General features: G+C 57.4%; 16 protein-coding genes. 2 read left to right on the plus strand and 14 right to left on the minus strand.

All coding sequences use genetic code 11. The features are described 5' to 3' along the window. Positions 1 to 146: 146 nt before the first annotated feature. The 4 genes from xylA to xylF form a co-directional block, all read right to left on the minus strand. The gene (xylA, locus tag ACR1XU_RS11570; RefSeq protein ID WP_480904951.1) at positions 147 to 1,454 is read right to left on the minus strand and encodes a xylose isomerase; all 1,308 of its coding nucleotides are present in this window, start codon (positions 1,452 to 1,454) and stop codon (positions 147 to 149) included. Positions 1,455 to 1,463: 9 nt separating this feature from the next. Continuing rightward, positions 1,464 to 2,267 (minus strand): ATP-binding cassette domain-containing protein, encoded by an 804-nt coding sequence (locus ACR1XU_RS11575; RefSeq protein WP_480525431.1) that lies wholly within the window; start codon positions 2,265 to 2,267, stop codon positions 1,464 to 1,466. After that, the gene (locus tag ACR1XU_RS11580; RefSeq protein WP_170680401.1) at positions 2,267 to 3,565 is read right to left on the minus strand and encodes a sugar ABC transporter permease; all 1,299 of its coding nucleotides are present in this window, start codon (positions 3,563 to 3,565) and stop codon (positions 2,267 to 2,269) included. The genes ACR1XU_RS11575 and ACR1XU_RS11580 overlap by 1 nt, the downstream gene beginning before the upstream one ends. 63 nt (positions 3,566 to 3,628) lie before the next feature. Further along, complete coding sequence (xylF, locus tag ACR1XU_RS11585; protein WP_480441309.1) at positions 3,629 to 4,612, minus strand: D-xylose ABC transporter substrate-binding protein; 984 nt, start codon at positions 4,610 to 4,612, stop codon at positions 3,629 to 3,631. Between the two features lie 187 nt (positions 4,613 to 4,799). Between xylF and ACR1XU_RS11590 the strand changes: the two genes are divergently transcribed. Then, a complete protein-coding gene (locus ACR1XU_RS11590) occupies positions 4,800 to 6,017 on the plus strand; it encodes an ROK family protein (protein ID WP_480904955.1) in 1,218 nt (405 codons plus the stop codon). Next, a complete protein-coding gene (locus ACR1XU_RS11595) occupies positions 6,007 to 7,518 on the plus strand; it encodes a CRTAC1 family protein (protein WP_480904958.1) in 1,512 nt (503 codons plus the stop codon). The genes ACR1XU_RS11590 and ACR1XU_RS11595 overlap by 11 nt, the downstream gene beginning before the upstream one ends. On the opposite strand, the gene ACR1XU_RS11600 is transcribed toward ACR1XU_RS11595, so the two are convergent. The 10 genes from ACR1XU_RS11600 to hisD form a co-directional block, all read right to left on the minus strand. Beyond that, on the minus strand, positions 7,519 to 8,820 hold the full coding sequence (locus ACR1XU_RS11600) for a cytochrome-c peroxidase (protein ID WP_480904961.1): 1,302 nt from the start codon (positions 8,818 to 8,820) through the stop codon (positions 7,519 to 7,521). It lies immediately after the preceding gene. Continuing rightward, positions 8,810 to 9,769 (minus strand): aldose epimerase family protein, encoded by a 960-nt coding sequence (locus tag ACR1XU_RS11605; RefSeq protein WP_480904964.1) that lies wholly within the window; start codon positions 9,767 to 9,769, stop codon positions 8,810 to 8,812. Before ACR1XU_RS11605 ends, ACR1XU_RS11600 begins: the two co-directional genes overlap by 11 nt. Beyond that, the gene (xylB, locus tag ACR1XU_RS11610) at positions 9,766 to 11,223 is read right to left on the minus strand and encodes a xylulokinase (protein WP_480904966.1); all 1,458 of its coding nucleotides are present in this window, start codon (positions 11,221 to 11,223) and stop codon (positions 9,766 to 9,768) included. Before xylB ends, ACR1XU_RS11605 begins: the two co-directional genes overlap by 4 nt. A gap of 264 nt (positions 11,224 to 11,487) precedes the next feature. Further along, the gene (locus ACR1XU_RS11615; protein ID WP_480714175.1) at positions 11,488 to 12,582 is read right to left on the minus strand and encodes an alpha-hydroxy acid oxidase; all 1,095 of its coding nucleotides are present in this window, start codon (positions 12,580 to 12,582) and stop codon (positions 11,488 to 11,490) included. Next, a complete protein-coding gene (gene comE / locus ACR1XU_RS11620) occupies positions 12,582 to 13,136 on the minus strand; it encodes a sulfopyruvate decarboxylase subunit beta (protein ID WP_480714176.1) in 555 nt (184 codons plus the stop codon). Before comE ends, ACR1XU_RS11615 begins: the two co-directional genes overlap by 1 nt. Beyond that, positions 13,133 to 13,639: a sulfopyruvate decarboxylase subunit alpha gene (gene comD, locus ACR1XU_RS11625; protein ID WP_480904970.1), complete on the minus strand. Its 507-nt coding sequence runs from the start codon at positions 13,637 to 13,639 to the stop codon at positions 13,133 to 13,135. Before comD ends, comE begins: the two co-directional genes overlap by 4 nt. A 62-nt stretch (positions 13,640 to 13,701) precedes the next feature. Further along, on the minus strand, positions 13,702 to 14,112 hold the full coding sequence (locus ACR1XU_RS11630) for a universal stress protein (protein ID WP_480904973.1): 411 nt from the start codon (positions 14,110 to 14,112) through the stop codon (positions 13,702 to 13,704). 27 nt (positions 14,113 to 14,139) lie between these two features. Further along, a complete protein-coding gene (locus ACR1XU_RS11635) occupies positions 14,140 to 15,120 on the minus strand; it encodes an alcohol dehydrogenase catalytic domain-containing protein (protein ID WP_480904976.1) in 981 nt (326 codons plus the stop codon). Continuing rightward, entirely contained in the window at positions 15,117 to 15,878 is a 762-nt protein-coding gene (locus tag ACR1XU_RS11640) for an SDR family NAD(P)-dependent oxidoreductase (RefSeq protein ID WP_480904979.1), read from the minus strand. The genes ACR1XU_RS11635 and ACR1XU_RS11640 overlap by 4 nt, the downstream gene beginning before the upstream one ends. Then, on the minus strand, positions 15,871 to 17,178 hold the full coding sequence (hisD, locus tag ACR1XU_RS11645) for a histidinol dehydrogenase (RefSeq protein WP_480904981.1): 1,308 nt from the start codon (positions 17,176 to 17,178) through the stop codon (positions 15,871 to 15,873). Before hisD ends, ACR1XU_RS11640 begins: the two co-directional genes overlap by 8 nt. Between the last annotated feature and the right edge of the window lie 8 nt (positions 17,179 to 17,186).

A 17,186-nucleotide genomic window follows, 5' to 3' on the forward strand; every position in this document is an offset into this window, starting at 1 on the left:
GCTATGCAAAGATACAGGGCAGATTGACTGACATGTCGGCATGTCGAATTGTTCTGCGGATCAATTTGTTGGACAGGTCCCGCAAGCGCTATGGACTGCCAAATGTGTCAATCTCTCAGTACCCGCTTATTGAATGCAGCCCCTGTTCAGACAAACCTGTTTACATAGTTCTCCAGGATTTCCTGATGTCCCGATTGCGGCCTCGGATAAATGTTCTCACGCAGAACGCGCGCAGCAATCTCTTCCAGACCGCTATCCAGCATCGTCGCCGCTGAAGGCGTGTTCCAGCCCGAGTAACGCTTCGACAGCTCAGCTTCCAAACCGCCATCTTCAATCATGGCGGCAGCGGCCTTCAAACCCCGGGCGCAGATATCCATTCCCCCGACATGGGCAGCCACCAGATCTTTTGCATCAATGGACTGGCGTCGGATTTTTGCGTCGAAATTTGTGCCTCCGGTGGTAAAGCCGCCGGCCTTCAATATGTAATAATAAGCCAAGGCTACTTCCGGCGTGTTATTTGGGAACTGGTCAGTGTCCCAACCCGACTGGTAGTCGTTGCGGTTCATATCGATCGAGCCCAGCATTCCCTCGGCTGCGGCCACTGCAATTTCATGCTCAAAGCTGTGCCCTGCAAGGATCGCATGCCCCTGCTCGAGATTTAGTTTCACCTCGTTCTCCAGACCGTATTTCCTGAGGAACCCGATACAGGTTGCCGCGTCATAGTCGTATTGGTGTTTGGACGGCTCCTGTGGTTTGGGTTCTACCAGAATGGTGCCCTTGAACCCGATCTTGTGTTTATACTCCACGACCATATTCAGAAACCGACCCATGTGGTCCAGTTCGGTTTTCATATCCGTGTTCAGCAGGGTCTCGTACCCTTCGCGCCCGCCCCAAAGTACATAGTTTTCACCACCGAGTTTGTGGGTCGCGTCCAGGCAGGATTTCACCGTTGCCGCCGCAAAGGCAAAAACGTCGGGGTCAGGATTGGTGCTGGCGCCGGCCATCCAGCGGCGATGGCTGAACATATTGGCCGTGCCCCAAAGCAGTTTCGTCCCGGACACCTGCATCTTTTCGCCAATGTAATCCGTGATTTCTTCCAGAGTTCTCAGGTTGTCGGCAAAATTTCCCTGTTCGGGCCGGATGTCGGCGTCGTGCCAGCAGAAGTAGGGCTGGCCAAGAACTTCGAACATTTCGAAAGCAATATCTGCCTTCAAACGAGCCCGCCCCATATCATCCTGAGGATGCCACGGGCGTTCAAAGGTAGGACCACCGAAGGGGTCTCCGCCCTCCCACGCGAATGAGTGCCACCAGGCGACTGCAAACCGCAGATGATCTTCCATGCGTTTGCCCATGACCATCTCGTCCGGATCATAGTGCCGGAAGGACAGCGGGTTTGTGCTGTCCACGCCTTCAAACCGGATCCGCTCGATCCCTTCAAAAAATCCGCTTGGCATTTCTGCCCCCTACTCTGCTTTTTGTTCTGGCTTCTTGCCGAGAATGATCATCGACAGAAGGTCATCATCGGTGACTTCTGCGATATCGACCGTTCCAACCAATTTCCCATTCTTCATGACCGAAGCGCGATCACACAGCTCCATAACGGCATGAACATCGTGATCGATCAGGAAGATACCGATACCTTGCGCCTTTAGCTGGTGGATCAGATCCGCAACCATCTGCGTTTCATGCGGCCCAAGAGCCGCTGTTGGCTCGTCCATAATCAGAATACGTGCGTTGAAGTAGACGGCCCGGGCAATTGCCACGGATTGTCTTTGCCCCCCCGACAACGCGGAAACCGGGTCATTGAACTTCTGAAAATTGGGGTTCAGCTGCGCCATGATCTTGCGGCACTCGGCCTCCATGGCTGCATCGTTGACCAACCCGAAAGGCGTCGTCATCTCGCGCCCCAGGAAAAGGTTCGACGTTGCATCCAGATTGTCGGCCAAGGCGAGCGTTTGGTAGATCGTTTCGATGTTGTTCGCGCGGGCATCACGGGGGTTTCCGATCTCGACACGTTTGCCGTCGATCAAAATTTCGCCCTGATCCATTTGATAGGCACCGGACAGAACCTTGATCAACGTGGATTTCCCGGCCCCGTTATGTCCGAGCAAACCAACCACCTCACCGGGGTAGAGATCGACTGACACATGGTCGACGGCCTTGATCCCGCCGAAGGAGATCGAGATATCGCGCATCTCGACCAATGGGGGCGCGCCAGATCCGCGGCCAGCATTGGTTGGTGTTTTCTGCGTGTCCTGAGCTTGCATCACTTTGCCCCCAGTCGCTTGCGGTAGACGATGTCGATATAGACGGCCAGTACAAGAACGCTGCCGACCACGATGTTCTGAAACGGTGCATCGACGCCAACCATGGCCATGCCAGATTGCAGCGCTTGCATGATCAATGCGCCAAGGATCGCGCCGTATATGGTGCCGATGCCACCGGACAACGCGGTCCCACCGATGACGGCAGCGGCAATGACCCTCAGTTCATCCAACGTGCCAATGTCGTTGGAATGGTTTGCAAGGCGGGCCGAGGCGACCACGGCCGAAACAGCGCACAAAAAGCCCATCAGTGCAAAAATCTTCACGGTCAGCAGGCGTGTATTGATGCCCGAAAGTTCTGCCGCATCCGGGTTGCCACCAGTGGCAAAAATATAGCGCCCGAACCGGGTTTTTCGCGCCACGACCGTAAGTGTCACCGCCACGATGATCAGGATGAGGACAGAAATCGGTATGCCGTATCCGACGACCAGCCCTTCGGGCATCGTCTCTCCGCGCGCTTCGAACATGCGCTGCAATCGGCGCGTCGGAATGGCGTAGCTGTTGACGATGTAGACGTAGCCAAGGATGGCAATTGCGATTATCCCGGCCAGGGTGGCCTCGGCCCAAACAGGCTTAACGGGGAAGCCATGCGCGGCTTTTGCGCGACGGCCGCTCCACAAGGCCCAGATGGCGATCCCGGTGGCAAACAAGCCAAACAGCCAGCTTGTCGTTGCCCCCAAGGTTCCGTTGGTTCCGCCAAACATCAGGAACGTACTGTCCAGAGGACCAATGGTCTGGCCGCTGGTCAAATACCATGCCACGTTCCTCCAGACCAGAAACCCGCCTAGCGTGACGATGAAGGCCGGTATCGTCAGGTACCCGACCATCCAGCCGTGAAAAGCACCGATCAATGTGCCGACAAACAACCCCACGACTATGGTAATCGCCCAGGTTGCCGGGTTGTTCAAACCCATCCCGAGGACCTGTGGCAAAAGTTCGGTTTGCGTCATTGCCATCACGGCCGAAGTCGTTGCCAGCAAGGCGCCGACCGACAGATCAATGTGACGCGTAACGATGATGAACACCATCCCGCAGGCCATGATTGCCACCGAAACCGTCTGAATTGACAGGTTGAACAGGTTGCGAGGTGTCAGGAACCGCCCATCGGTGACGATGTTGAACCCGATGCACAGGATGACAAACGCGCCGATCATTCCCAAAAGCCGCATATCCAGTTCCAATTGCTGGAACAGGCTGGGTTTCGCTTTTTCAGGTACCGGCTGAGACGAAGTTTCGGTCATTTCCGATCTTTCATAGTCAGCAATAGTCCCCGCCCCCCCCAAAAGGGCCAGGGACTTTAGGTTTTAGTTACAGGGGGCCGGGCCGTTTTCGACGCCCTGGCACAAGTCTTCCAGCGGAATCCATCCGGCATCCACCACGACAGTCAGGTTGTCCTTGGTGATCGGTACCGGCGCCAGGAAGACCGAGTTCATCGCAGTGCCACCTGGCGAAGTCCAGCTGACCGCGCCTTCAACATCTGCAGGACTTGTGCCACCGCTCAGCGCCAATGCGATTTCACCAGCCGCTTTGCCCAATTCACGGGCATCTTTCCAAACCGAAACGGTTTGAGTGCCCAGTGCAACCCGGTTCAGTGCTGCGTGGTCGCCATCCTGACCCGACACCGGAATGCCTTCCATGCCCTGTGCCGTCAGGGCCGCAACAACACCGCCTGCAGTTCCGTCATTCGAAGCGACAACCGCGTCCACCTTGTTTTCATTTGCGGTCAGGATCTGCTCCATGTTCCGCTGTGCGTTCGCGGGAAGCCAGCCATCCGTATAGGCCTCGCCGACGATCACGATATCGCCACTGTCAACGGCCGCTCCGATGATTTCTTGCTGTCCGCCCCGCAGGAAGTCAGCGTTTGGATCTGTCGGCGAACCTTTGATCATGACGTAGTTGCCCTTGGGCATGGCCGCAAAAACGGCCCGGGCCTGCATTCTGCCAACCTCGACGTTGTCAAAGGTCAGGTAAAACGCACGGTCGTCCTCGATAAGGCGGTCATAAGCAATGACCGGGATGCCTTCGTCAGCTGCCGCCTGAACCGCCGGTCCGATAGCCTGTGCGTCCTGCGCCAGAATGATAAGGGCGTCGACACCCTGGGCGATCAGGCTTTCGATATCCGAAAGCTGCTTTGCGGAAGACGATTGCGCATCTGCCGAAATGTACTCGGCGCCCCCTGCTTCCAGCGCCGATTTGATGGCCGCTTCGTCCGTCTTCCAACGCTCTTCCTGAAAGTTGGACCAGCTTACACCGACCACCGGCTCTGCGAATGCAACCGTGGCCAGCATAGTGGCCGCAGCTGAAAAGCTGAGAATTCGTTTCATGATTTCCTCCCATATGCCGAGCCATCGCTTCTCGATTCGCGGCTCTCACAATTTTGAATAGCATATTTATTTCAGTCGGTAAAATATTTACTCTATTAGACGAACTGAAATTCAAATAAGTTGAGCCAATGGTGAGATTCGCGAGGACAAGATGCTGAAAAGCAAAGCCTCTCCGGTTTCTTTGGAACAAAGAAATGCAACCCGGCTACGGGTGTTGGAGCACATCAGAACAAAAGGATCCGTCTCGCGGATCGATATCGCTTCGGCCTTGCAAACCAGCCCTGCTACGGTAACGGCGGCGACGGCTGATCTCATCTCGGCCGGATTGATCAAAGAAACCCAAAGCGAAGCGCAGCTGAAATCCGGGAAAAGAGGCAGACCAAGGGTTTTGCTGCAATTGGACGGTCAGTCTTACCTTGTGGCAGGGCTCAAGGTCGCGCGTCAGGTGATCTCGGTCATTCTGGTCGACTTCCAAGGCAATGAGGTGGCTTCACACAAGTATGCGCTGGAATCCGCCAGAATGTCGTCGACGGATTTTGTGCTGGCGATCCGCGAGGCACTCGAGGAGACCTGCGGAAAGATTGATGCCTCTGTCGGCGACCTTGCTGGCGTCTCAATCGGGGTGGCTGGTCTCGTTGATGCCAGGGGAAACTTCGTGCACTGGTCATCTTCGATTGCCGAAAGAAACATCGATTTCAATCGCCTGCTGTCAAAAGAGCTGTCCTGCCCTGCTTTCGTGGATAACGACGCGAACCTTGTTGCAAAGGCTGAACAGTTGTTCGGACTTGGCAAGGGGCTGAGCAACTTCCTTGTTGTCACGATCGAACATGGGGTCGGTCTGGGTATTGTTCTGGACGGAAAGCTATATCGAGGAGAGCGCGGCTGCGGAGCTGAGTTTGGGCACACCAAAGTACAGCTTGACGGCGCATTGTGCCAATGCGGTCAACGCGGATGTCTGGAAGCCTATGTCGGAGATTATGCCCTGATCCGTGAAATGACGGTTACAGGTCATTCCAATGAAATGCAGGCTGTTTCCGACATTCATGATCTTGCCGATTCTGGAGATGAAAGAGCGTCTTCCGTGTTGGCCCGTGCTGGTCAGATGTTTGGCCTTGGGGTTTCCAATCTGATCAACCTTTTTGACCCAGAATGCATTATCGTCTCGGGCACGCAAAAAAGCTTTGAGCATCTGTGTTCAAGCGAGGTTATGACCCGCATCCGAAGCGGCGTCGTGAATGTCGATGCGCCGCTGCCGGACATCAAAGTTCACCATTGGGGCGATTTGATGTGGGCCAAAGGCGCCGCAGCATACGGAATCGAACAGATTTCGATCCTAAAGGTCAAGGAACTCTCGGCAAATGCGTCCTGAGTTTGCTGCCCTCGTGGTTCTTGCCACCACTGCAAATGCCGGGCCGAACGTGCCCGAGTTCGTTGGCATCGAGGTGCCGGAACATATTTACGATGGCGGCTGGGAGCATTTTGTCGGCGGCGGTGTCGCCGTGTTCGATTGCAACGGAGATTCTTTGCCCGAACTGTTCGTGGCCGGCGGATCGAACCGGTCGCAACTGTTCCACAACACCTCGCAGGGCACGATTTCTTTTAAGGTCGAGACGCCTGATGAATTGTCCCTGACCGGCGTAACCGGCGCGTACCCGCTGGACATAGACAGCGACGGTCTGATGGATCTGGCGGTTTTGCGTGTTGGTCCGGACCTTCTTCTTAAAGGCCGCCCAAATTGTCGGTTCAGCCCTTTTGATAAGCTTGGTTTATTGTCAGAAGATCACTGGACCACAGGTTTTTCAGCCACTTGGGAAGATGGGCAGTCCTTACCGACGCTGGCATTCGGGACTTATGTTGATCGGTTCGATCCCGACGGCCCTTTTGAAACTTGTGGACCCACCCTCCTCTACCGCCCCCATGGCAGCGGCTACCAGCAGCCGCAGCACCTTGAACCCGGCCACTGTTCGCTTTCAATTTTGTTTTCCGACTGGGCCCGGACCGGACGCGCGGACCTTCGCGTCAGCAATGACCGCCATTACTACGTCAGGGGTGGACAAGAGCAATTGTGGGCCATGGAAGCCGACCCGCGGTTGTATGATCTGGATGAAGGCTGGTTACCTTATTCGATCTGGGGAATGGGGATCGCATCAAGGGATCTGACCGGCGACGGCTTTCCCGAAGTTTATCTGACCTCCATGGGCGATCAGAAGCTTCAGGTTTTCGACCCAAGCGCCAACGGCCCGACATGGCGCGATGCGACCTACGAAAAGGGAACAACAGCCCACAGACCGCATAGTGGCGGTGACGGAAGACCGTCGACCGGCTGGCACGCTCAATTTGGCGACGTCAACAACGATGGTAAGGACGACATCTTCGTTGCGAAAGGCAATGTCGAGCAAATGCCCGACGCCGCCCTGAACGATCCCAACAACCTGCTCATGCAAACCCCGGAAGGTCAGTTCGTCGAAGCCTCAGTCGATGCCGGGGTGGCGTCGATGGCAAAGTCTCGCGGTGCGGCCCTGGCAGATCTGAACAACGATGGAAGGTTGGATCTGGTGGTCGTGAACCGTGGTTCGGCACTCGAAGTCAGCCAGAACATCTCGCAGGGTGGCAATTGGCTGTTGGTTGATCTTACCCAGGATCAATTTAATCGAGCAGCGGTAGGAGGGTTTGTCGAACTCAGAACCTCGCAAGGTGTTCAGACCCGCGAAATAACAGTTGGCGGCGGTCATGCCGGGGGCATAGCCGGGTTCCATCATTTTGGCCTGGGGAATGAGGACCGCGTGCAGGTTCGTGTGATCTGGCCGGATGGAAAGACAAGCGAGTGGCTGGAACCCCCCGCCAACCAGATCTTCCGAATTCGGCGTTAGTCACTTGTCAATGGGCAGGCCGCTGGGGACCTGATCGGGCACACCGAGCCGCTCCGCCGGATGTTCAAGGCTTGCCAGAAAGCTCAGAAGCGCCTCAATCTCTTGATCCGTCAGGCTGATTTTCGACAAGCCGTTACTTTCGGCAATCGCATCCACATTTTGCTGGTCCAGCATTGGATTTTGATCTTCGGAACCCGGGAAGTCTGGCAACCGGGCCATTTCAATCGAGTAGTTTTTCAATGACGTCACCGGATCCAGATGGTGGCGCACCATGTCCTCAAGACGGACAAAAGCTCCGTTATGTCCATACGGAGCAGTCAGCGTCACGTTACGCAGTGAGGGTGTTCGAAAAGCGAATGTATCCTCCGCGCGACCAGTCACGCGGAGACGCCCGTCGTCCCGATTGTGGCTCTCAAACCGCGCCGCTTTTCCGGGGCCGATTTGCGGCATCGCGATTGAATGAAACTGGTGATCCGTCTGGAACCAGCCCGAGTGGCAACTGCTGCACTCAGCCTTGCCGTAAAACAGGCTCATGCCGAATGTGGCCTTTTCCGACAACTCACCTTCAGCTCTCATCGCGCGATCGAACGGGCTGTTATCCGCGCGCCACTCAAATGCGATGAAATCCGCGATTGCATTGGCAATATCTGTGAATGTGATCTCTTTTCCCGGCGTGATCTCATCGAACCTTTGCCGGTACTCCGGAACAGCCGCGACACGGGCTGCAATCAGATCCCATGCGCCGCCTGGTTGTGTCAAAAACCCAAGTCGCACCGCTTTGCTGACGTCATTCTCGGAATAATGACCAGCCATTTCGTCCGCCGACAAAACTGGAAACATGGCTTGTGCTGCCAGTGCCGATTGGAAGCCGGGCCTCATATGCGTTCCCAGCGGCGTCCTGATGCCATTGACTTGGCTTGGGTCCGTCTCAAGCCGCCCATCGTGAAAGAACGTCGTGAATTCAATGGCTCCGAGGTTCCAAAGACCTGGCGAGTTTCGGGGAATTCGTTGTTCGGGCGTGTTCAGGGGATCCAGCGTGCGATCCGTACCCAGCCCTATTCCCCCTTCCCCGATGCCAAGGGAAAGACCATCTGACGTACCCAGCCTGGGATGATGACAGGTCGCGCAACTGATGTTCTTGTTGCCCGACAAGATCGGGTCGTAGAAAAGAAACCGTCCCAACTCGACGCTGTCGAAACTAGGCTCAAGGAACTCCGGCCTCGGCCCAAGCTCTTGAGCACTTATGCCACCGGCGCCCCACATGGACAGGCTGAAAACTGTGATTAGCGACTTAGCCCTCATGCCAACCCTCGGAGATCTCTAAGGCAAGCACCTGACGGTACGGGTTCTCAGGTGTATAGATAATCGACGGAAACGACGGGATATTTGGGGCGTTGGGGTATCCCGATGGCTCGATACAGAGACCAGACGAACCACAAAACGGCTTTGCCATCTTCGCCCCTGAATACACCTGCGCCCCAGGCTGGTCAGAATAGACTGTCAAAGCAAGACCAGAAGGTGCCGCAAATACCGCTATCGGAGCCTTTGGATCACGGTTTTGGTCGAAGCAAAAGTAGTGATCGATACCTGCAGAAATACTTCCGATCGATTTTGAATCTTCAAAGTCCAACTCGTTTTCCCTGGTTGAACAGACCCGACCGGAAGGAATTCCTTGATGGTCGATTTCCAGATACTGGTTTGAAGCAAGTTTCAACTTGTGCGCGTCGACCCCGTCTGAGCTTCCCAAGGTGTAGTAGTTGTGTTGCGTCAAGCTAATGGGCGTGGGCCGGTCCGGATTGGCTGTGAACGAATAAATCAATCGCGGAAACTGCAGCGAGATGCGGACTACGAACCTGACCTCACCCGGAAAACCGCTTTCCCCGTCGCGCGAAAGATAGCTCAGCACGACCTCGTTCAGTGCAATCTGCTTGAGATCCCAGAATTGCGTGGAAAGGCACTCCACTCCACCATGAAGGGTGTTTTCACCTTCATTGGCGCTCAGTTCAAAACCAGTGCCTTCCAGATCAAAGCGCGCACCGCCAATCCGGTTCGCGACGCGCCCAACAATTGCGCCCGCATAACTTGTATCTGTGAAGTACGCGGACAGGTCATTGAACCCCAGAATGAGCGGCCTGTCCTTGTACAACCACTCTTGCGTGATTGCCCCGAAATTCAGGACCGAGGCACGCATTTCCCCATCCGTCAACACAGCTGTTTCGACCCGAGAGAGCTTTTCCGTGTCCGGTGTCATCTTGCCGCCAACGGCGCGAGCGCCTTGTAGTATTGCCGGTATCGCCCGTATTCGCTTTCATAAAGGTCGATCAGGTCACTACGCGGCTCTATAGTTTCCTCGATCTCCGGCGGCGTCATGACATCTGCCGGATTTGTGTTGTTGGCAGCACAGATGGCAAGGCGCGCGGCGCCCATGGCCGCTCCGAATTCGCTGCCTTTGGGCACGTCCAGCGGCACCTGCAAAACGGTGGCGAGCGTTTCCAACCAAAACCTCGACCGCGCGCCCCCTCCTACGGCCATCAGACTGTTTGGTTCTGTCCCCGTACTTTTTAGGGCTTCAAGGCAATCTCTCATCGCAAATGCAACACCCTCCATCACCGCCCGGGTCAGATCGACGGGTTCGGAAGCAACATCTATCCCTAGAAACGCGCCCCGGATTTGGCTGTCGTTGTGCGGGGTTCGTTCGCCGGACAGGTAGGGAAGAAACGTAACTGAAGAAGGGCCAGTCACCCCTTGAGGCAACGCCGCAACCAGTTCTTCCACTGGTTTGCCGAGGTTCCGTGACAGCCAGTTCATGCTGTTCGTGGCCGACAGGATAACCCCCATTTGTATCCACTTGTCCCGGATAGCATGGCAAAAGCAGTGCACCGCAGTTTCCGGTGCGGGCGCATAGGAATCCCTGGCGACAAGCAAAACGCCGGAGGTTCCCAGTGAGACAAATCCTGCCCCCTCCCGAATGCTGCCGATACCGCAGGCTGCTGCGGCGTTGTCTCCTGCTCCTCCGGCTACGACAACACGATCGGAAAGCCCCCACTCCTGCCGCAACTCAGCTTTCAACTCTCCACCAGACTCACTGCCTTCAACCAAGCAAGGCATTTGGTCCATGCGCATGTGGCAAGCGGCCAGCGCGGTTTCCGACCACTGCCGAGCGTCAACGTCCAACCAGGAGGTCCCCGCACTGTCTGACACGTCCGAGACAAATTCGCCCGTCAGCCAGAATCGCAAATAGTCTTTTGGCAGCAGAACTTTAGCGGTCTTTGCGAAAACTTCCGGTTCATGTGAGCGCACCCATTCCAGCTTTGGCGCCGTGAACCCCGGGAAGACGATATTCCCTGATATGGCGCGCATCTGCGGTGTCTGATCCAACATCCTCGCCTCATCAGCGGACCGTGTGTCGTTCCAAAGAATACATGGTCGCAAAACATTGCCGGCTTTATCCAGAAGGGTGGCACCGTGCATATGTCCGCTAAGACCGATACCCAGCAGTTTTGCGAAGGCACTTTCGTTGCTGACGCGGATTTGCCTGACAACTTCTTGGCACGCATCAATCCAATCTGATGGGTTCTGTTCGGACCATCCAGACTTTGGCGTCGAAGTTGAAACGCTGACCTCGGCGCTGCTTACGACCAAACCGTTTTCATCTACCAAAATCCCTCTGAGACCAGATGTTCCCAAATCCAACCCAAGGTACATTCGACGCAAATCCCCGTTTTTATTTTAGTTGATAAAATTAATTGAACCCGAGATCTTGTCAAGGCGCTGATCAAGCCACTCAGTGTGGGGCACGACATGAAGTCCCTTCTATCCCGCAGTTCCGCAAAAGAGGTGGTGCAGCGCCGGCCCTAGCCGAACTCAACGGCCTCCCCCAAGCGTCGCAGTTCCGCAAAATAGGTCAAGCCGTAAGCGACCGCTATTTCGGCCGGATTGTCGGGTGTTTCAGGCGCGCAGTCCTCGCAGTCAGGGGCCGGTCAGAGAGGTCTTCCCGGTCTGCGCCATGGCAATGCTCAGTTCTTCGCTAAGCGCGTCCCACAATTGCTCCAAACCGGATTCACCCGCGGCCGCAATGGCATACTGCAGGATCCTTCCGACAAATACGTAGTCCGCCCCGACCGACAATGCCTTGAGAACATCTTCGCCTGACCGGATGCCGCTGTCGTAGAACACGGGAAAGTCTGGCCCAAGATCGGCACGGATCTTTGCCAGCATGTCAATCGGCGCAGGCGCAGAATCCAACTGCCGCGCGCCATGGCTTGAAACCTGGATGGCATCCACGCCTGCCGACATCAGGTTGCGGGCATCTTCGACGTCCAGCACGCCCTTGACGACCAGTTTTCCAGGCCAAAGGTCGCGCAATTGCACCAAAGTGTCCCATGTGGCACGCGCCCGGCTTTCGGTACGATCGAAGTCATAGCCTTCCATCTCGAAATTGGCCATCACAGGCTTGCCCTTCAGAAGGGTGTTCAATGACCAGTACGGGTGCAGTGCGAAGTCGATGAACTGGCGCGGGCCAATGCGGAACGGCATCTTGAACCCATGGCGCAATTCGCGCGGGCGACGGCCGACCTCGGGGACATCGACGGTCAGGACAAGGACGTCATACCCGGCCTGTTTCGCACGCTCGGCCAGTTTGAAAGATCCCGTCCCGTCTCCGCTGAAATACAACTGAAACCAGGCATTACCTTCGGCCTCGGTAATGATCTCTTCCATCGGCGTCGAGGCCACGGTCGATACGACATGTGGCACGCTGTAGCGCGCCGCAAGCCTCGCAAGCATCAAATCAGCGCCCGGGGCGGCAAGGTTGCACATCCCCATGGGGGCGATACCGAAGGGCCTGTCTGCCTCGACATCAAAGACCCGAGACGCCATCGACCGTTGACTGACATCGCGCAGGATACGGGGTCGCAAGGTTATGGCGTCCAATGCGGCACGGTTGCGCGCCGCGCCGGTTTCGGCCCCGGCGGAGCCGTCGATATAATCGAACACCATCCACGGCAGACGCCGCCGAGCCAGACGGCGGGCGTCTTCGGCGCTATGGATGGTGCCTGCGGCCATCAGGCCTGTACGGCCTTCATGAAGCGGTCGCGGATGACGACCGGGTCCATCGTGATCGGCGGCATCTTGGCATTTCCGCTTTCGCATTTGCTGACGATGATGGTCATCTGTTTGACATCCAGTGCCTCTTGCAGCACACGGCCCGTGTCCTGGGCGGCACATTCGATCACCCGCTCGCACCCGGCGGCCTCGGCCATTTTCGTCAGGGACGTTTTCTGCCCGGCATAGGTTGGCTGATCCCCGGTCGACCCGTATGAGCCATTGTCCACGATCAGCAGGATATAGTTGTCGGCCACGTTGTTGGCGATGGTCGGCAAAGTACCAAGATTGGTCAGGATCGAGCCGTCACCATCGATGACGATCACCGGCTTCGGCTGCGACAGGGCAAGCCCCAGACCGATGCTCGAGGCCAGTCCCATGGTGCCCAGCATGTAGAAGTTGGTCGGCTGATCGTCGATGGCGTGCAGTTCTTGGCTGGGGATGCCGATATTGCAGACAACCAACTGATCACGCAGGATCGGGGCGATTTCCTTCAGGATTTCAGAGCGGATCATTGGTCGCCGTAGCCTCCCCAGAAGTTGGCGTCGGTCAGGATGGCGACCGGCTTGTTGCACATGAAGGTATATTTCAGGATCGCGTCCAGTTCCTCGACATCTGACTGATGGTGGAAATGATAGGTCGGGATATTGAGCTGGGCCAACAGTGCCTTGGTATGTACAGCCATCTCGACCTGACAGGCAATGGGTTCGCGCAACTCTCCGCGATACGAGATCAGCATGGGCAGTGGCATCCGGTAATACTGGATCAGGGTGGCCAACGTGTTGATCGTAACGCCGATGGCGGTGTTCTGCATGATAATCGCAGGGCGCTTGCCGCCCATCCATGCCCCTGCGCACAGGCCCATGCCTTCGTCTTCCTTGTTCGAAGGTATGTGATAGATGCCGTCGCGCTGGTCGATTTCTTCGATCACGCCCGCCAATTGCTTGCAAGGGACGGTGGTTACGAACGAAACATCGTTCGTAACCAGGTCGTCTGTTATCTTTTTGTCTATGTCCATATCCGGGATATCAGTCCTGTCTGTGGCGCATAACGCGCGGTTGGATGTGTCAGTATCGGAGTTCAGGCGGTGCGGCAGACATGCACCGCGCACGGAGCATGGCGAACAACACGGGCTGCCGTTGTGCCCAGAAAATAGTCGCTGAGGCCGGGCTTGTGAGAACCAACGACAATGCAGTCCACGACGTGTTTTTCCGCGTATTCGACGATGCCGCGATACGAACGGCCCTTCACGATCTCGGCTGTTACGTTGTCATGGTCTGACGTTTTCTGGGCCAGCTGGCGGCGGGCCGTTTCAAACCCTTCGCGCACGACGTCTTCGTCCAAATAAGTGCCGACTGAGCCATGCGGCGCTTCGTAGACGTGCAGAGCGATGATCTGCCCACCCGGATTGCATAATGTCGTGGCGGCCCTGAGGGTGGTGCCGGAAACTCCGTGATCCAGGGCCATGGGAACCAGGACTTTGTCATACATGGGTTCTCTCCGTTTTATGGCAGGCGTTCAGGCCCACGGGTCGAGGATAATCTTGGGCGCGGCCACCAAGCCGGACCGCAGGTCATGAAAGGCGGCAGCGCCGTCAGACAACGGGCGCAGTTCGGGCCAGTCGAGCGGGCCCAGGCGACCTTCAAAAATTGCCTGTGCGGTGTCACGGAAATCCTGCGCGGTATAGGTATAAGTGCCGATGAACGTGATTTCCTGCAAGGTCATGCGGCGGATATCCAGACCGCCTGCATCCTCACCCAGACCAACATGCGCAATTACCCCGCCCGGCATTGCAATCGCCGAGGCTCCGGCACGGGTGGCAGCATACCCCACCGCATCCACCACCAGCGGCACCATGCCCTGAAACGCGTCGATTGTCTGTTGGCCGCAGCGCTCTGTCAGAAAGGCACGGCGGGCGGCGTTGGGTTCCTGTATCGTCACATCATCCACACCCATGGCGCGAAACGCCAAGGCAGCCGCCAGCCCGATCGCGCCGCCGCCGATGACAAGCGCGCGGCGTTCCATCTGTGGATTCAGCGCTTCGAGTGCAAGTCGGGCGGCATGCCAGCTTACGGCCAGCGGTTCACTCAGCGCCGCCTTTTCCAGCGGCACGTCATCCGGCACCGTTACCAGATTGCGCTCGGGGATTGCCACGAACTGCGCAAAGGCCCCCTCGCGCGGGGGCATTGAAATGATCTCGCGGCGGGCGCAGAGGTTTTCGCGCCCGGACATACAGGCGGCGCACTCTTCACAGGTGACCAACGGATTGATCGCTACCCGTTGACCATCACGCGGCCCGCCGACGATTACTCCAGCCGCCTCGTGCCCCAATATGAGCGGCGCAGGACGCCGGGCGTCATGACCCAGATAGGCATGCATGTCGGACCCGCAGATGCCCGAGGCATGGATGCGGATCAGGTGTTCGCCTGCCTGGGCCGCAGCCATCGGCACATCGCGAAAGCCAAGCTTCTCAACCCCTTCATAGACAAGCGCTTTCATTTTGCCGTGAACCCTCCGTCAACCATCAGGACTTGCCCGGTGACATAACCCGACGCTTCGGAACACAGAAACAACAGCGGTCCGTCGATATCCTCAAGCCGGCCATTGCGACCGATACAGGTTTGCGCCGCATTGCCCGCAGCGCGCGCCTTGTCGCTGAACACGGCCTGTGTCAGCTCGGTCGGGAAGAACCCGGGCCCGATCGCGTTGGCGGTGATGCCGTGGGGCGACCAGGCTTCAGCCATGGCGCGGGTCATCTGACCGACCCCGCCCTTGCTGGCTCCGTAGGCGATGCCACCGGGAAAAGCCCGAAAGGTCTGGAGCGACGCGAAATTGACGATCCGCCCCCACCCCCGTTCCTTCATCGCAGGCACAAATGCCTGGCTGATAAAGAAGGGCGCTGATAGGTTCAAAGCCAGCGTCTGGTCCCAATCCGCAATCGTCACTTCGTCCGCTGGCTGCCGTGTATTGATCCCGGCCGCATGTACCAGAATATCCGGCATTCCGAAGGGGGCTGAAATCGCTTCTGCCAGCGCCTTCAGCCCGCTGCGGTCCACCACATCCGCCACCACATGGGCAGCGCCAGCCCCGATTTCCGCACACAGACCTTCCAATGCCTCGGCACGCCGTGCGACCGCCACAACCTGCGCTCCGGCGGCAGCGAGCGTCACTGCCGCTTGCCGTCCCAAACCGGAACTGGCGCCGGTTACGCAGGCAGTTCGGCCTGTCAGATCGAACAGGGCTCGCGGGTCAGCCATTTGCGGTCAGATCAAAGACTTCGTCCGGGAAGTACTTGGCCAGCCGGACGTCGGCGGCACGCGCGTGCCCCTCCATCCCTTCCAGCCGGGCAATCCGCGCGGTGGCCTCGGCCACTGGTTTCGAACCCTCGCGGGTTGCGCGCTGCCAGGTGACGATCTTCATGTATTTGTGAACCGACAGCCCGCCAGTATAGCTTGCCGCGCGCGAAGTCGGCAGCACATGGTTGGTCCCTGCAGCCTTGTCGCCGTAGGAAACTGTAGTCTCTTCACCCAGGAACAATGAGCCGTAGCAGGTCAGCCGCTCAAGCCACCAATCCAGATCCTCTGCCTGCACGGTCAGGTGCTCGGGCGCGTATTCGTCGGAACAGGCGGCCATTTCTTCTCGATCCGCACAAAGGATCACCTCGGCATAGTCACGCCAGGCCGCAGCGGCGTTCTCGCGGTTCACCTCGGGCAGGTCGTTGATGTAATCCGGTACCAGCCGCATCACGTCTTCCGCCAGGGCGCGGTTGTCGGTAACCAGCCAGACCGGAGAGTTGTAGCCATGCTCTGCCTGGCTCACCAGATCGGTGGCGACGATGTGGGCGTCCGCTGTGCCGTCAGCCAGGATCAGGCTGTCTGTCGGGCCTGCAATCATGTCGATGCCGACGCGGCCAAACAGGATGCGCTTCGCCTCGGCGACAAACTGGTTTCCGGGGCCCACCAGGATGTTTGCCTTGGGCAAGCCAAACAGACCGAATGTCATCGCCGCAACCCCCTGCACACCGCCCATTGCCATGATCTTGTCGGCACCGCAGATGTGAGCGGCATAGATGATGGCTGGGGCCACGCCTACGCCGGGGCGCGGCGGCGAACAGGCGGTGATATGCTTGCACCCTGCCACCTTGGCGGTGGTCACGGTCATGATGGCGCTGGCAATATGGCTGTAGCGCCCGCCTGGCACATAGCATCCGGCCGCATCCACCGGGATCGCCTTTTGCCCGGTAACGAAACCGGGCGAGATTTCCATTTCCACGTCATGTACCGTGCCTTTCTGCAGTTGGGCAAATCGGCGCACATTGTCGTGGGAAAACCGAATATCGGCCTTCAGTTTCTCCGGGACCAGTGCACAAGCCGCTTCGATCTCTTCCGGCGTCAGCAGCACGTTGCCCTCGTACTGGTCAAACTTTGCGGCATATTCCAGAGCCTTGGCATCGCCTCCAGTCTCAATGTCGTCGAGGATGCCCTGCACGATCTTATGAGTTTCAGACGCGTCCGACTTGGGAGTCAGGGTGGCCTTTTTCAGATATTCACGGGTCATTTCCAGGG

Source organism: Ruegeria sp. D1(2025) (assembly GCF_056536425.1).

Coding starts and splice junctions, on each gene's coding strand:
- xylA (WP_480904951.1), bottom strand. CDS start 1,454: ATGCCAAGCGGATTTTTTGAAGGGATCGAGCGGATCCGGTTTGAAGGC.
- ACR1XU_RS11575 (WP_480525431.1), bottom strand. CDS start 2,267: ATGCAAGCTCAGGACACGCAGAAAACACCAACCAATGCTGGCCGCGGA.
- ACR1XU_RS11580 (WP_170680401.1), bottom strand. CDS start 3,565: ATGACCGAAACTTCGTCTCAGCCGGTACCTGAAAAAGCGAAACCCAGC.
- xylF (WP_480441309.1), bottom strand. CDS start 4,612: ATGCTGGCCACGGTTGCATTCGCAGAGCCGGTGGTCGGTGTAAGCTGG.
- ACR1XU_RS11590 (WP_480904955.1), top strand. CDS start 4,800: ATGCTGAAAAGCAAAGCCTCTCCGGTTTCTTTGGAACAAAGAAATGCA.
- ACR1XU_RS11595 (WP_480904958.1), top strand. CDS start 6,007: ATGCGTCCTGAGTTTGCTGCCCTCGTGGTTCTTGCCACCACTGCAAAT.
- ACR1XU_RS11600 (WP_480904961.1), bottom strand. CDS start 8,820: ATGAGGGCTAAGTCGCTAATCACAGTTTTCAGCCTGTCCATGTGGGGC.
- ACR1XU_RS11605 (WP_480904964.1), bottom strand. CDS start 9,769: ATGACACCGGACACGGAAAAGCTCTCTCGGGTCGAAACAGCTGTGTTG.
- xylB (WP_480904966.1), bottom strand. CDS start 11,223: ATGTACCTTGGGTTGGATTTGGGAACATCTGGTCTCAGAGGGATTTTG.
- ACR1XU_RS11615 (WP_480714175.1), bottom strand. CDS start 12,582: ATGGCCGCAGGCACCATCCATAGCGCCGAAGACGCCCGCCGTCTGGCT.
- comE (WP_480714176.1), bottom strand. CDS start 13,136: ATGATCCGCTCTGAAATCCTGAAGGAAATCGCCCCGATCCTGCGTGAT.
- comD (WP_480904970.1), bottom strand. CDS start 13,639: ATGGACATAGACAAAAAGATAACAGACGACCTGGTTACGAACGATGTT.
- ACR1XU_RS11630 (WP_480904973.1), bottom strand. CDS start 14,112: ATGTATGACAAAGTCCTGGTTCCCATGGCCCTGGATCACGGAGTTTCC.
- ACR1XU_RS11635 (WP_480904976.1), bottom strand. CDS start 15,120: ATGAAAGCGCTTGTCTATGAAGGGGTTGAGAAGCTTGGCTTTCGCGAT.
- ACR1XU_RS11640 (WP_480904979.1), bottom strand. CDS start 15,878: ATGGCTGACCCGCGAGCCCTGTTCGATCTGACAGGCCGAACTGCCTGC.
- hisD (WP_480904981.1), bottom strand. CDS start 17,178: ATGACCCGTGAATATCTGAAAAAGGCCACCCTGACTCCCAAGTCGGAC.